Source organism: Carboxydocella sp. ULO1 (genome assembly GCF_002049255.1).
In the GTDB taxonomy this organism is placed as follows: domain Bacteria; phylum Bacillota.
This window is the reverse complement of the sequence record NZ_BDLQ01000101.1, coordinates 60,191-74,068: the sequence shown is the minus strand read 5'-3', so window position 1 is coordinate 74,068 and position 13,878 is coordinate 60,191. Positions and strand designations below refer to the sequence as shown.

The 13,878-nt window shown below is 42.1% G+C and carries 16 protein-coding genes; all 16 read left to right on the top strand.

Going from position 1 to position 13,878, the window contains the following annotated elements; genetic code table 11:
• The first annotated feature begins 18 nt into the window (after window positions 1-18).
• The 16 genes from ULO1_RS11645 (at window position 19) to ULO1_RS11570 (ending at window position 13,857) form a co-directional block, all read left to right on the top strand.
• Entirely contained in the window at window positions 19-756 is a 738-nt protein-coding gene (locus ULO1_RS11645) for a LytTR family DNA-binding domain-containing protein (RefSeq protein WP_079906816.1), read from the top strand.
• A gap of 198 nt (window positions 757-954) precedes the next feature.
• Window positions 955-1,779 carry a ribonuclease HII gene (locus tag ULO1_RS11640; protein ID WP_078664346.1) on the top strand — a complete coding sequence of 275 codons (825 nt, stop codon included), beginning with the start codon at window positions 955-957 and terminating at the stop codon, window positions 1,777-1,779.
• The gene (locus ULO1_RS11635) at window positions 1,736-2,620 is read left to right on the top strand and encodes a hypothetical protein (protein ID WP_078664347.1); all 885 of its coding nucleotides are present in this window, start codon (window positions 1,736-1,738) and stop codon (window positions 2,618-2,620) included. The genes ULO1_RS11640 and ULO1_RS11635 overlap by 44 nt, the downstream gene beginning before the upstream one ends.
• Before the next feature lie 8 nt (window positions 2,621-2,628).
• Window positions 2,629-2,895, top strand: coding sequence for an EscU/YscU/HrcU family type III secretion system export apparatus switch protein (locus ULO1_RS11630; protein ID WP_375804192.1), 267 nt, complete (start codon window positions 2,629-2,631; stop codon window positions 2,893-2,895).
• Window positions 2,896-2,973: 78 nt separating this feature from the next.
• Window positions 2,974-4,089: an HD-GYP domain-containing protein gene (locus ULO1_RS11625; RefSeq protein ID WP_079906819.1), complete on the top strand. Its 1,116-nt coding sequence runs from the start codon at window positions 2,974-2,976 to the stop codon at window positions 4,087-4,089.
• A gap of 116 nt (window positions 4,090-4,205) precedes the next feature.
• Entirely contained in the window at window positions 4,206-4,562 is a 357-nt protein-coding gene (locus ULO1_RS11620) for an NADH-quinone oxidoreductase subunit A (RefSeq protein WP_079906821.1), read from the top strand.
• Entirely contained in the window at window positions 4,553-5,068 is a 516-nt protein-coding gene (locus tag ULO1_RS11615; RefSeq protein WP_079906823.1) for an NADH-quinone oxidoreductase subunit B, read from the top strand. The genes ULO1_RS11620 and ULO1_RS11615 overlap by 10 nt, the downstream gene beginning before the upstream one ends.
• Window positions 5,058-5,498: an NADH-quinone oxidoreductase subunit C gene (locus ULO1_RS11610; protein WP_078664352.1), complete on the top strand. Its 441-nt coding sequence runs from the start codon at window positions 5,058-5,060 to the stop codon at window positions 5,496-5,498. Before ULO1_RS11615 ends, ULO1_RS11610 begins: the two co-directional genes overlap by 11 nt.
• A gap of 9 nt (window positions 5,499-5,507) precedes the next feature.
• Entirely contained in the window at window positions 5,508-6,605 is a 1,098-nt protein-coding gene (locus tag ULO1_RS11605) for an NADH-quinone oxidoreductase subunit D (protein WP_079933641.1), read from the top strand.
• Between the two features lie 32 nt (window positions 6,606-6,637).
• Entirely contained in the window at window positions 6,638-7,693 is a 1,056-nt protein-coding gene (gene nuoH, locus ULO1_RS11600) for an NADH-quinone oxidoreductase subunit NuoH (RefSeq protein ID WP_078664354.1), read from the top strand.
• 4 nt (window positions 7,694-7,697) lie between these two features.
• A complete protein-coding gene (locus ULO1_RS11595) occupies window positions 7,698-8,135 on the top strand; it encodes an NADH-quinone oxidoreductase subunit I (protein WP_078664355.1) in 438 nt (145 codons plus the stop codon).
• 9 nt (window positions 8,136-8,144) lie between these two features.
• The gene (locus ULO1_RS11590; protein WP_078664356.1) at window positions 8,145-8,642 is read left to right on the top strand and encodes an NADH-quinone oxidoreductase subunit J; all 498 of its coding nucleotides are present in this window, start codon (window positions 8,145-8,147) and stop codon (window positions 8,640-8,642) included.
• Window positions 8,639-8,947, top strand: a complete 309-nt coding sequence (gene nuoK, locus ULO1_RS11585) for an NADH-quinone oxidoreductase subunit NuoK (protein ID WP_078664357.1) — start codon at window positions 8,639-8,641, stop codon at window positions 8,945-8,947. The genes ULO1_RS11590 and nuoK overlap by 4 nt, the downstream gene beginning before the upstream one ends.
• A gap of 21 nt (window positions 8,948-8,968) precedes the next feature.
• The gene (nuoL, locus tag ULO1_RS11580; RefSeq protein WP_079906828.1) at window positions 8,969-10,891 is read left to right on the top strand and encodes an NADH-quinone oxidoreductase subunit L; all 1,923 of its coding nucleotides are present in this window, start codon (window positions 8,969-8,971) and stop codon (window positions 10,889-10,891) included.
• Complete coding sequence (locus tag ULO1_RS11575; protein WP_079933640.1) at window positions 10,891-12,426, top strand: NuoM family protein; 1,536 nt, start codon at window positions 10,891-10,893, stop codon at window positions 12,424-12,426. Before nuoL ends, ULO1_RS11575 begins: the two co-directional genes overlap by 1 nt.
• A complete protein-coding gene (locus tag ULO1_RS11570; RefSeq protein WP_078664360.1) occupies window positions 12,427-13,857 on the top strand; it encodes an NADH-quinone oxidoreductase subunit N in 1,431 nt (476 codons plus the stop codon).
• Window positions 13,858-13,878 lie beyond the last annotated feature (21 nt).

Genomic DNA, 13,878 nt, shown 5'->3' with positions numbered 1-13,878 from the left:
TTGAAAGGAAGATTTAAAATGAAAAAGTTACGAGTACTAATCGTTGATGATGAGTACCCCGCCCGCAAGGAGTTACGATATCATTTGAGCATGTTTAACAATATTTCCATAGTTGGCGAAGCCAGTAATGCCAATGAGGCTTATCAACTGATTACCGCTCTAAATTATGATGCCGTCTTTTTAGACATAAGAATGCCAGATATGAGTGGCATTGAACTAGTTCATATATTGCAAAACATGGATAGCGCCCCCAAAATTATTTTTGTTACGGCCTATGAAGATCATGCTATCGAAGCTATTAAAGTTAAAGCTTTTGACTATCTTTTAAAACCTATTGAAAAATCCAAAGTTGAGGAGGTTATAAATCGATTATTTACAGAGTTCAGCAAGGAAGGATTTCCTTCTGGGAAATCAAATTATTTCCAAATAGTTACAGGGAAATTAAGAGGAACTATCTATCCTGTTAAGGTAGAAGATATAATTTTCTTTTACTCTGAAAAAGAGTTTGTCTATTTAAGAGTTAAACAAGGTGAAGATTTAATAACACGATTTACCATTAAAGAACTTGAGCAAAGATTGAATCCGGCTATGTTTTTTCGCCCTCACCGATGTTATATTGTCAATATTAATTACGTAAAAGAAATCCGTCCTAGTTTCCACGGTTGCTACACGCTGATTATGAAGGACAAAGATAGTACAGAAATCCCTGCAAGTAGAGGCAAATCAAAACTTTTAAAAAAGATTTTTAATATATAAATCTAAAAGCAGGCAAATTATAAAATTAACATTCTTGGAATCCTCAATAACTTATGATTATTTGGGGTTCCAATAATGTTAATTTTCAAAAAAAACAAAATATTTTCATTTTCATTTCAGGCCTTTATTTTCTATTTTTATTTTTGCAGGAAAAACATATCAAACGTCGAATTTTAAAAGTTTAAAGGGGCGAAGTATATGAAAACAATTAAAGATATACAGCAATATTTAAAAGAATTACTTAGCCGTAATCAGGAAATACCGCTAGACATGTTAGAACTGCTGAAAGCCGATCACCGACCAGCAGTAAAAAAGCTATTGCTCAGATATATGAAAAACAGAGAAAAAAACTATTTATTACAAAAACGCTGGCATGATTTTAGGGCGTTAGAAAAACGATACCGCCAGCAAGGATTGTTGGTTGCAGGAGTGGACGAAGCCGGGCGAGGTCCGCTGGCCGGTCCAGTAGTAGCCGCTGCTGTTATTTTACCTGAAGATTGTTATTATCCTGTTTTGGATGACTCGAAAAAACTAACTGAATCTAAACGTAATCAGTTATATGAACAAATAAAACAGGATGCGATCGCCTGGGCGGTCGGAATTTCCGATGTGGCTGAAATTGAACAACTTAATATTCTAAATGCCACTAAACTGGCCATGCTAAGGGCAGTAAAAGGACTAAAAGTAGAGCCAAAAGTTTTGCTAATAGATGCTTTAACTTTAGCGGACTGGCCTGGTCATCAAGAAAGGATAATTGATGGTGATGCGTTGCATGCGTGTATTGCTGCTGCTTCGGTTATCGCCAAAGTTACAAGGGATCAAATGATGGCAGAAATAGGGAAATTGTTTCCGGAATATGGTTTCGAGCAACATAAAGGATATGGTACAGCAGCACATATTGCTGCTTTAAAAAAATATGGCCCATGCCCGCAGCATCGCTGGTCCTTTGTAAGAAAATTTTTGCTGGAGAGTGAGCGGATTGAAGCTCGACCGCTTGTTGGAAATACAGACAAAAGCTATTGATAATATCTTAAAAAACTTGAAGTTAAATATTGGAAGGCAAATTTGGGCTAAAGTTATAGATGTCAAAGGCGATGAGCTCAAGATTGCCATTGGTGATATAATTATTTTTGCGCAAAGTGAGCTCAATTTAAAGCCAGGACAAAATGTACTACTTAAGGTCAATGATATTAGAGAAAACAGGGTTTTCTTTCAGACTCTTGTTGAGTTAAACCAGAGCGAAATGTTGATATTAGATTATATTTCCAAACATAATATCCCCCAAACTGAGCGCTGGATCAAATGGTTACAACTGGCGATTAAGTTGCATGGCAGTTCTGCTGAAACATTAAAAGCTGCTGTTTTCGCAGCACGAGAAGGTTTGCCCCTTAAGAAAAAATTGTTGAATTTCCTTGCTCATTGGCTTTTTTCGTCAGCAAACAATTCTGATTTCAAACCTGAATTAGGGGATTTGTTTAATATGCAAAATTGGCAGAAAAAGGATGAACCCGAACCTGGAGTCTCTTATTGGGTGTGGAAACCCTTAGCCGAAAGTAATGACACAGAGTTGCAGGCATTGGTTTGGGAAGGGGAAGCAGAAAAAGCCTTAGCTCAACAGATGAAAATTTGGCGTTTTTTAGTGCGGATTGAGCAGGCTAACAACCCTGCTTTTGTGAGCATTACTGCCACATCAGACAAAGAGATGTGGGTTAATTTTTTCAATATAAAAGGAACTATAACAGAAGAACTAAAAAATAAGCTCAACGCTTTAGGTTGGAATATAAAACGCTGGGCAGTGCTCTCGGCTGTGGATGAAATGATCGAAGAAACCGGTTTTTCTTGTGGGATAGATTTAAAAGGGTAGTGATGGAATTGAATGATAAAAAAAAGAAGATTGCGATAGCATTAGGTTATGATAGCGGTCGGGACGCAGCTCCACGAATCTTGGCTACAGGGCGTGGTCCAATAGCTGAAAAGATAATTGCTCTGGCGGAGGAAGCGGAAATTCCAGTAGTTAGCCAACCTTATCTGGCCAGAATTCTAGTCAATCAGGAGCCTGGGGAAATGATTCCAGCAGAACTATACCAGGCAGTAGCAGAAATACTTGCCTATGTCTACCGCTTGCAAAACCGATTGTGAGAAAATTTAAGAAAATTTCGGCTACTAGCAGGGATTTTACCTTAAGACGGCGAATATATCTTTTGGTGGAGGTACAAGATGAAACGCATACTAATTTACGATGCAAAACCCGGGATGATTTTAGCGCGACCGGTATATAGTCGTGATGGAGTTCTTCTTATAAAAGCAGGAAAAAAACTTACTGAAAAACTTATTAAAAGTTTATTTGATTATGCTATACCAACAGTATATATAGTTCAACCTAAACCCTGGGAAGAGATAAATATCCAGACGGCTTACGAAAAAGTTAAGGAACTTCCTGACGTTATCTCTTTTGAAACTCGTCTGGAGGCAGAGAAGCTGGTTGCAGAGTTCATGAGTGATATTAAGGCGGGACAGTTATTTAATGTGAAGAAAGCCAGAGCGGTTATTAATGAAATGATTGCACAAATTATTTCATATCCTAAAGTACTTACAAAACTCTCGGATATCAGGATATTAGATGATTATACGTTTGCCCATAGTGTGAATGTCTGTACCCTGGCTATTGCTGTAGGACATGTTATGGGATTGGAGAAGAGCGCCTTGTATGAACTTGCGATGGGTGCTCTTCTGCATGATGTGGGAAAATGTTTTATACCCGAATCCATATTGAATAAACCTGGACCTTTGACTAATGAGGAAATGAAAATTGTCAGAACTCATACGGAAAGGGGATTTCAAATTTTACGTATGCATCCCGAGATTAGTACTCTGGCTGCCAATGTAGCACGACAACATCATGAGCGAGTTAATGGCACAGGTTACCCCCAGGGGCTTTCCGAGAAACAGATACATATTTTTGCCAAGATCGTGGCTGTGGTAGATGCCTACGATGCCTTGACTGCTGACAGAGTATATAAAAATATGGTCTTACCTTATGAGGCAATTGAAGTCTTAATCGCATCATCATATCATTCTTATGATGCTGAGATAGTCAAAGCATTTGTACAGAACCTGGCGATTTACCCCATCGGCAGTATTGTCGAATTGCTTGATGGACGGCTGGCAACGGTAATTAACATTAACCGTGGTATACCTTATCGTCCGGTAGTAAAAATTATATCTGATCAGTATGGAAATACAGTATTGCGGGGCGAAATAATTGACTTAATGAAAGAACCGACAGTTTTTGTTAAAAAAGTCTTGCAATTCAAAAATGTGGAATTAATTTAGTGAAAAGAAGAACAGTATCAAGTTTGTCGAATTTTATTGACGCTGGCTTGGGCTCGGTGGCATAATTTATCTGTCTCCGAGCTAATGATAAATGGGCTAAAGAAAGGGGGGAGATTATGAGTTTACAGTTTGCGGGTATAGGTGCTATTTTGCTGGTCGCAATGGCTTTCCCTGTAATTATTTTGTTTGTATCCAGATTGCTTTCGCCAAAAAGAACAGCAAAATACAAGTACACCACTTATGAATGCGGTCTCGAAACCCAGGGAGATACCTGGATTCAGTTTAAGACAAGTTACTTCATGTACGCCTTGCTGTTTGTTGCCTTTGATGTTGAAACAGTTTTTCTATATCCCTGGGCAGTAAAATTCAAAGTGCTAGGAACCTTTGCTTTTGTTGAAATGTTTATCTTTATTGCGATTCTGATTCTGGGATTCTGGTACGCCTGGAAGGAAGGAGCATTGGAATGGATGTAAGAAATGAAATCCAAAACCCTCAGGCACTGGTTGAAAAAGGCGTTATTCTGACAACAGTTGAGGCCGTTTTCAATTGGGCCAGGGCACGCTCTTTATGGCCAATGACTTTCGGTTTGGCCTGCTGCGCTATTGAGATGATGTCAGCAGGTGGGCCTCGTTTTGATCTGGCCCGTTTTGGTTATGAGGTATTTAGGCCATCACCGCGTCAAAGTGATTTAATGATTGTAGCTGGTACGATAACAAAAAAAATGCAACCTTTGATCGAGGTGCTCTACGACCAAATGCCTGAACCCAAATGGGTAATGGCAATGGGAAGTTGTGCCATTAGTGGTGGGCCGTTTGTTGACTCCTATAGTGTTGTAAAAGGCGCAGATACCTTCTTGCCTGTAGATGTTTATGTTCCTGGTTGCCCGCCACGACCGGAGGCATTGATTTATGGGTTTCTCCAGCTCAAAGAAAAGGTGGAGAACCCTAATAAGGTGAGGTTGAAGAAATATGGCAAATAACTTTAGAGATAAAGTCCTGGCTGAACTCAACAAAAAGTTTGGGGATAAAGTCAAGGCTGTTGAAGACATTTCAGGAGACACTATTGAAGTTTCCGCTGGGATCATAGTTGACGTAATGAAGGAGCTCAGGGACAAGTTTGAGTTACCTTTGCTCGTTAATTTAACTGCAACGGAGTATGAATCCAACTTTATAATGGCTTATCAGGTCACATCGGTAAAGTCCCCTGATAAAATCAACGTAAAAGCAGTAATAGATAAGGTGAAACCTGAAATCGCCTCAATAACCAGTGTGTATCCTGCTGCTAACGTGCAGGAAAGAGAGGCCTATGATTTGATTGGGATAATTTTCAAAGGGCATCCTAACCTCAAACGAATACTACTACCCGATGATTGGGAAGGTCATCCTTTGAGGAAGGATTACAAACTGTGAGGTGTGACGATGATTAGGACACAGGAAATCACATTGAATCTGGGTCCCCAGCACCCTAGTACCCACGGCGTTTATCGCTGTGTCTTAACCCTTGATGGTGAGTACATTACTAAAGCTGAAAATCATACTGGTTATCTGCATCGAGGATTGGAAAAACTTGCCGAAAGCAGAACATATACACAGTTTATACCCTATACTGACCGCTTAGACTACCTTTCCGGTATGTTGAATAACTGGGCCTATGTTGCTTCTGTGGAAAAACTCATGGGCATAGAAGTTCCAGAACGGGCGGAATATATCAGAGTAATCGTTGGTGAATTGAGCCGTATTGCCAGTCACCTGGTTTTTGTTGGAAGTTATGCTCTTGACCTGGCGGCATTTACCGGCTGGATGTATTGCTTCCGGGACAGAGAAACCGTACTCGATTTACTGGAAATGGTAAGCGGGTCCCGAATGACATTTAGCTATATGCGGATCGGTGGGGTGGCTGAAGACCTTCCAGATGAGTTTTTTCCGGCTGTAAAAAAATTTATTGCTGAATTTCCTAAAGCTATCGAAGAGTATCATAAAGTTATTTCTGGAAACGAGATTTTGATTGCTCGTTCCAAGAACGTAGGGGTGCTTTCCAAAGAGCTGGCACTGGCTTATGGGGTGACAGGCCCTAATTTGAGAGCTAGTGGTGTACCCTATGACCTCAGGAAAGTAGAACCTTATAGTGTATATGATCGATTTGATTTTGAAGTACCTGTTCTGTACAACGGTGATAGTTATGACCGCTATATGATCAGACTACTGGAAATGGAGCAAAGCCTTAAAATTATTGAGCAAGCTTTAGATCAAATCCCAGATGGACCGATAATGGCCAAAGTACCGAAAGTGATTAAACCTCCGGCAGGAGAAGTTTATCATCGCATGGAAATTTCCAAAGGTCAATTAGGCTTTTACATTGTCAGTGATGGCTCACCTAAGCCTTATCGACTCCATATTCATTCACCTTCGTTCGTCAATCTCGGTGTATTCCCTGAAATTGTTAAAGGCTGCAATATTCAGGATGCCATTGTTGTGCTAGCTTCCATCGATATCGTTTTAGGGGAAATTGACCGCTAGGGGAAATCTGGATTGTATAGGGGAGAAGATGCATGGAAAAAAGTTTTTTTGTTGTCTTTGCCGAATGGCTTCGTCAGTGGTTTGCCAGCCTTAATTTTTCTCCCGCAGCTGTTGAAGTTTTAATGGATGTTGTTGGCGGTCTGGGCGTTATCATCTTCTGCTTGTTAAACGCACTGGTCCTGGTGTATTTAGAGCGGAAGATCTCAAGTTTTATCCAACAACGTTACGGCCCGAACCGACTTGGGCCCAAAGGGCTGTTTCAAACCCTGGCTGATACTCTCAAGCTTTTAACAAAAGAGGATATTATTCCTGAAGCTGTTGATAAATGGGTGTTCCGGATCGCTTCTTTGTTGATTTTTGTGCCAGCAACTATGGTTTTTGCAGTAATTCCCTTTGGTGACGAAATGATTATCGCTGACTTGAATATTGGCTTGTTTTACTTTGTTTCAGTAGCTTCTGTCTCAACTATCGCCTTTTTAATGGCGGGTTGGGGCTCCAACAATAAATACTCCCTTTTGGGTGGTATGCGCAGTGTAGCTCAGATGGTTAGTTATGAAATCCCGCTGGTATTTTCACTGGTGGGTGTTGTGATGTTGACTGGCTCCTTAAAAATGTCTGATATTGTTGCTGCGCAAAAGAATATGTGGTTTATTGTGCCGCAATTTATTGGTTTCTTCATCTATTTCATTGCAGGAACTGCTGAATTGAACCGCGCTCCTTTTGACTTGCCTGAAGGTGAGCAGGAACTAGTAGCAGGTCTTTATACGGAATATAGCGGTATGCGCTGGGCCTTGTTTTTCCTGGCGGAATATGCCAACCTGGTTGCGGTGAGCTCCATTGCTACTACCCTTTTCCTGGGTGGTTGGCAAGCTCCCTTTGACTTTTTGAACTTTATCCCGTCCTATGTCTGGTTCATTTTGAAAGTGTACTTTATGATTTTACTCTTTATGTGGACCCGTTGGACCTTACCTCGGATCCGGATAGATCATTTGATGAGCTTTAGCTGGAAAGTCTTGATTCCGCTATCTTTAGCCAATATATTGGTAACCGGTGTTGGTATAAAGCTCTTCCAGTGGATGGGATGGTGATTAGATGTTTGGCAAAGGTATTATGACAGGCATGGGTGTAACACTAAAACACTTTTTAAAACATTTTCGTGGTGGAGCAGTGACCGAACTATATCCTGATGTGATGCCACAGCTGGCACCCCGTTTTCATGGGGATTTTTATCTGGATGTACCCAAATGCATATCCTGTGGTCTCTGTGCCAATGCCTGTCCCAACCATGTAATTTCAGTTAAATCTGAAAAGGACGAAAACAACAAGCGTAAACTGGTGGGCTATACCATGATGGTTGAGCGCTGCCTTTTCTGTGGTTTTTGTGTAGAGGCCTGTCCGACCAATGCTCTGCGCTGGACCCAGAATTTTGAGCTTGCTGCCTACAGCAGGGAAGACGTTAATCGGGACATGTATGCTGAGTATTTCAGTAAGAACGGAGGCAATCCCGAGCAAACGGGAAATAAGGGGTGAAATTGATTAATGCAGGCACTGTTTTTCTATCTACTGTCCTTTATTACATTAGGGGCAGCGCTGGGAGTAGTTTTAAAACGCAACCTGGTACACAGCGCCCTGTTTCTCATCTTAACTTTTGCCGGAGTGGTAGGTATTTACCTCACATTGAATGCTGATTTTATCGCCTTCGTGCAGCTAATGGTCTATGTAGGTGCAGTAGCGATACTCTTTGCTTTTGGTGTTATGCTTACCAGACGGGGTGACATAAATCGTTCCAATTTGTTTAATAACCAAAAGTGGACAGCATTGATTGTTTCACTGGGGGTATTTAGCGTTCTTGCCTGGTTGTTAAATGCTACTAGCTGGGGAAATCAAGCTGCAGAAGGACCTAAAGAAACAGTCGGTCAGCTGGCAGAGCTGATGTTAACCGATTACGTGGTACCTTTTGAAATTGCGGCGGTATTATTGCTTGTTGCCATGTTAGGGGCCATCGTAATCGCGAAAGAGGTGAAAAATCAGAAATGATTACCTTACAGCATTATTTGATGTTGGCAGCCCTGCTATTTTGCATTGGCTTATATGGTGCCCTGGCAAAACGCAATGCTATTGCAGTTTTGATGGGTATAGAGCTGATGTTAAACTCCGTTAACATCAACCTCGTTGCCTTTTCCCGATTCTTAAAGCCTGAATTTCTTGACGGCCAGCTGTTTGCACTTTTTACTATAATCGTAGCTGCTGCGGAGGTTGCGGTTGGTCTGGCCCTGGTAATAGCTATCTATCGTGATCGGCTTTCTGTTGATCTGAATGATATTGACTGGCTGAAATGGTAATAAAGGTGGTGCGAAGAGCGCATGGTGCAGTTTGCAATGGAAAAAGCCTGGCTTATTCCGCTGCTACCAGCATTGGCATTTGCTATTATCGGGTTGTTAACCCTGAGATGGCAAAAGTTGAGTGCGCTGGTAGCGATCGCTGCCATTCTGACATCCTTTGTTTTAGCTGTCAGTGTGGGTATAGGGGTCTTGAATAATCCAGAATTGATTGAAAAGCCTTTAGAAATGAATGTTACCTGGTTCAGCATGGAAGGATTGAATATTAATATGGGGGTACGGATTGACCCCATATCAGCGATGATGCTTTTTGTAGTTACTCTGGTTGCTTCTTTAGTTCAAATTTATTCCCTTGGCTATATGCATGGAGATCCAGGTTTTAGTAGATTTTATGCCTATTTGTCTCTGTTTGCAGCTTCAATGCTAGGATTAGTAATATCCACTAACTTACTGCAAATGTTTGTCTTCTGGGAGCTAGTGGGATTGTGTTCCTACCTATTGATCGGATATTACTATTATAAAATATCTGCTCGAGAAGCAGCCAAAAAAGCATTTATTACAACAAGAATTGGCGACTTTGGCATGCTTCTGGGGATCTTGTTCCTGCAAATTGTTTTTGGAACCCTGGATTTTTCACAGCTGGCAGAGGCGGTGCCGAACTACCAGCAATATGGAATTTCTCTGGCGTTGCTGAATGTAATAGCAATCCTGCTGTTTATCGGGCCTATTGGTAAATCTGGTCAATTTCCCCTGCATGTATGGTTGCCAGATGCGATGGAAGGTCCTACTCCTGTTTCAGCTCTGATTCACGCAGCTACCATGGTGGTGGCAGGGGTATATCTGGTAGGAAGAATGTTATTCCTGTATCAGACGGCAGAAGTAGCTGGTGAAGTAGTAGCCTGGGTTGGTGGCTTTACAGCCTTCTTTGCCGCAACTATCGCCCTGACTCAAACAGAGCTTAAACGGATCCTGGCATATTCGACTGTATCCCAGCTAGGGTATATGATGATGGCACTCGGAGTAGGTAGTTTGACTGCTTCCTTCTTCCATCTTTTTACTCATGCTTTCTTCAAGGCTCTGATGTTCCTGGGAGCAGGTAGTGTACTACATGCAATGCATGGTAAAGTTCACGTCTGGGATATGGGTGGTTTAAGGAAAAAAATGCCTTACACGGCCTGGACTTTTGTCATTGGCGGTCTGGCTATTGCCGGTATATTCCCATTTGCCGGTTTCTTCAGTAAGGATGAGATTTTGTTAGTGACACTGGAAAGCGGTCATACTGCTCTTTACTGGCTGGCAAGTATAACCGCTGCTATGACTGCATTCTATATGTGGCGAATGATTTTCCTGACCTTTTTTGGTCCCGAAAAGCCGGAAAATCACCCTCATGAATCTCCTTTCAGCATGTTATTGCCCCTGTTTGTTCTGGCATTTCTTTCCGTTGTGGGAGGATGGGTTGGCACTCCCTGGGGACCGGAACATGGCTGGGCTTATTGGATCCGTTCCGGAGAATATCATCATGCCGAAGCCAATTATGGCATCATGATAGTATCAACTATACTGGCTCTGGCCGGAATCGGCTTAGCTTACTTGATGTACTTGAAGCGAGTAATTTCTTACGAAAAAGTGGCTGAACGGGCTGGCTTGTTGTATAAGCTTTCCTACAACAAATATTTTATTGATGAAATCTACCTCTGGTTTAACCATACTATTGTTGATGGTCTAGGAAAGCTGTTGTACTGGTTCGATATCTATGTAATTGACGGAATTGTAAATGGTCTGGGCTTCTTTACCAGAGAACTGGGTGGCGGATTAAGATATGCTCAAACCGGACGCTTGCAAAATTATGCGCTGGTACTTTTCCTGGCGATCGTCATCATTGCCATCTATCTAGCCATGGGTAGCCCAGCCAAAGAAATGCTGGCTATGTTAGGGGGTGGCAACTGATGGGCTTGCTAACAGCATTGTTTTTAGCTCCTATAATCGGAGCACTGGTTATCGTTTTCTTACCGAAAGATGAACATAAGCTAATCAAATCAGTTGCTGCTGTAGCAACCTTTGTATCTCTGGCCCTTTCCCTTTATGTGTATTTTAGCTATGATAAGCAGGCTGGTGGACTGCAGTTCAGAGAATTTATTCCCTGGATACCTGATTTCGGCGTTAATTATTCCCTCGGTGTAGATGGAATTAGTTTGCCAATGGTATTGTTAACAGCATTGATTGGTTTTAGTGCTGTCTATGCTTCTTGGAACTATGAAAAGAGACCAAAAGAATTTTTCATTTTGCTGTTGATCCTTATCGCAGGTGTTATGGGTACCTTTGTAACCCAGGATTTGTTCATATTCTTCCTGTTTTACGAAGTGGTTGTTATCCCAATTTATATCATGGTTATCATCTGGGGTAGCACCAAGCGGGTTACTAAAGAATATGCCGGTATGAAATTGACCATATACCTGCTTATAGGTAGTGCATTCTTACTTGGTGGCTTAATCTATATGCTGGTTGAAGCCCATAATCTGACTGGAGGCAAGTGGGTATTTGAAATCAGCGAGCTGGCCAAACTTAACTTTACTCCTGAATTCCAGAGAGTAGCATTCCTGTTGATGGCATTAGGATTTACTTCTCTGTTATCGATGTGGCCCTTCCATTCCTGGTCACCTGATGGTTACGCAGGTGCACCAACTGCTGTATCCATGATCCATGCAGGCGTATTGAAAAAAATCGGTGGCTACGGTTTGATCCGGATTGGGCTCTTCATAATGCCGGAAGGAGCTAAATACTGGGCGCCGGTGATTATAGCGCTAGCAGTGGTGAACGTGGCTTATGCTGCCCTAATTGCTCTGGCACAAAAGGACTTGAAGTATGTTGTTGGTTATAGCTCTGTCAGTCACATGGGTTATGTGCTTTTAGGTGTAGCCAGCCTGAACATTATTGGTATCAATGGGGCCATTGCCAATATGTTCGCCCACGGTGTTATGTCGGCATTGTTCTTCTCCATGATCGGTTATGTATATGACAAAACCCATGTGCGCACAATGCCAGATCTGGGTGGGTTGGCCCATCAAATTCCCAAGATTGCCACTGGTTTTATGATGGCTGGTATGGCTTCCTTAGGGTTACCCGGTTTAGTCAGCTTTGTTCCTGAGTTTACTATCTTTATTGGTGTCTGGAAAGCAGCTCAGGGAAATAGTACTGTGATGGCAGGTGCTGTTATTGCTATTGCCGGGGTTATAATCACTGCACTCTACAGTCTACGCTTATTGGCCAATACCCTGTTTGGACCGCGGCGCAGTGAATATGATTGGCTACCAGATGCTAAGGGCCCGGAACTGGTTCCCCTGTATGTATTAGGTTCAGTATTGATCATTGGTGGGTTGTTCCCCTTCTTGTTAATGGATATGGTTAATAACGGTGTTGCTCCGCTGGTTGCCCAAATTAGTAATGTTATCGGCGCAGCAACAAAGATGGGGGGGAACTTTTAAATGAATTTGGATCTGTCACTATTTTCGTTAGAATTACAAACAGCTTTAATAGCTTTGGGACTAATGGTTTTAGCTATCCTGGTTCCTAAAGCGCAAACTAAGGGTTTTGGCTATGTAACCGGCATTGGCTTGCTGATAGTATTTGCTAATAGTTTTAGCCTGTATGGAACCAAAACATCTGTCCTGAATGGATTTTACCTTTTTGATGATTACGGTCTGTTTTTTAAACAGCTTGCCTTGCTTACAGGAGCTTTAATTGCTCTTGCAGCTGCCAGATATTCTGAAAAGTTACCTGTATATCGGGCAGAGTTTTATTCCCTTCTAGTCTTTGCCTGCCTGGGCATGATGACCTTGGTTTCTGCCGGGGAATTAATTGCTCTCTATTTAGGCCTGGAATTGATGACTATCAGTTTTTATGCCTTGGCAGGTATGAAAAGGGGAGACAGTGCCTCTGCCGAAGCTGGTGTAAAGTATGTACTCCTAGGCGGCATGTCATCGGCAATAATTCTTTATGGCTTAAGCATGGTATATGGTGTGACTAGAACTACTAGTTTGCAGGAAATAGTGGCCATTGCTCAAAAGCAAGGATTGGAACCTGCTTTGCTGTTAGGTTTGGTTTTCCTGGTTGCAGGTTTCGGTTTTAAAATCTCTGCTGTACCTTTCCATATGTGGTCACCTGATATCTACCAAGGGGCTCCGAGTCCGGTAACCGCTTATTTGGCCGTCGGGTCCAAGGCTGCTGCCTTTGCAGCTTTTGCCAGGATACTGTACTTTGCTCTCGCACCATATAAGATGAGCTGGATAGGGCTTTTAGCGGGACTGTCTGCTCTCTCTATGGTCATAGGTAACGTTGTGGCTATTCCGCAAACTAACCTAAAAAGAATGCTAGCTTATTCTGGTGTTGCCCAGGCTGGATATATCTTAACCGGTTTGGTTGCAGGCACAACTGCTGGTATTAAAGGCATGGCATTTTATCTGATGATCTATCTTTTTGCAACAGTCGGAGCTTTCACTGTTGCCATGGTAATGAGTATGAATGTTGGCAGCACAGAAATAAAGGATATGTCAGGTTTAAGTCAAAGGAGCCCTCTTCTAGCTGCTGTTTTAACTACCTGCTTGCTTTCTATGGCTGGGATACCTCCTCTAGCTGGTTTTGCAGGTAAACTATACTTGTTTGCTTCAGTTGTAGCTGAAGGGAAGTTGTGGTTGGCGTTAGTGGGCCTGGTAATGTCAATGGTTTCGGTATATTACTATCTGAACGTTACCAAAGCAATGTATCTAGGCGAAGCACAAGATAACACGCCCATCGCTGTGCCAGGCAATATGAAGCTAATTTTGATCGTAAGTATGGTCATAACCCTGCTTCTGGGTGTATATCCAACACCGCTGGCCAATTTAGCTGATCTTGCAGCTAAGGCTTTAATACCATAAGCTTTAAAATTTAGCCGGCCT

Coding starts and splice junctions, on each gene's coding strand:
- ULO1_RS11645 (WP_079906816.1), top strand. CDS start 19: ATGAAAAAGTTACGAGTACTAATCGTTGATGATGAGTACCCCGCCCGC.
- ULO1_RS11640 (WP_078664346.1), top strand. CDS start 955: ATGAAAACAATTAAAGATATACAGCAATATTTAAAAGAATTACTTAGC.
- ULO1_RS11625 (WP_079906819.1), top strand. CDS start 2,974: ATGAAACGCATACTAATTTACGATGCAAAACCCGGGATGATTTTAGCG.
- ULO1_RS11620 (WP_079906821.1), top strand. CDS start 4,206: ATGAGTTTACAGTTTGCGGGTATAGGTGCTATTTTGCTGGTCGCAATG.
- ULO1_RS11615 (WP_079906823.1), top strand. CDS start 4,553: ATGGATGTAAGAAATGAAATCCAAAACCCTCAGGCACTGGTTGAAAAA.
- ULO1_RS11610 (WP_078664352.1), top strand. CDS start 5,058: ATGGCAAATAACTTTAGAGATAAAGTCCTGGCTGAACTCAACAAAAAG.
- ULO1_RS11605 (WP_079933641.1), top strand. CDS start 5,508: ATGATTAGGACACAGGAAATCACATTGAATCTGGGTCCCCAGCACCCT.
- nuoH (WP_078664354.1), top strand. CDS start 6,638: ATGGAAAAAAGTTTTTTTGTTGTCTTTGCCGAATGGCTTCGTCAGTGG.
- ULO1_RS11595 (WP_078664355.1), top strand. CDS start 7,698: ATGTTTGGCAAAGGTATTATGACAGGCATGGGTGTAACACTAAAACAC.
- ULO1_RS11590 (WP_078664356.1), top strand. CDS start 8,145: ATGCAGGCACTGTTTTTCTATCTACTGTCCTTTATTACATTAGGGGCA.
- nuoK (WP_078664357.1), top strand. CDS start 8,639: ATGATTACCTTACAGCATTATTTGATGTTGGCAGCCCTGCTATTTTGC.
- nuoL (WP_079906828.1), top strand. CDS start 8,969: ATGGTGCAGTTTGCAATGGAAAAAGCCTGGCTTATTCCGCTGCTACCA.
- ULO1_RS11575 (WP_079933640.1), top strand. CDS start 10,891: ATGGGCTTGCTAACAGCATTGTTTTTAGCTCCTATAATCGGAGCACTG.
- ULO1_RS11570 (WP_078664360.1), top strand. CDS start 12,427: ATGAATTTGGATCTGTCACTATTTTCGTTAGAATTACAAACAGCTTTA.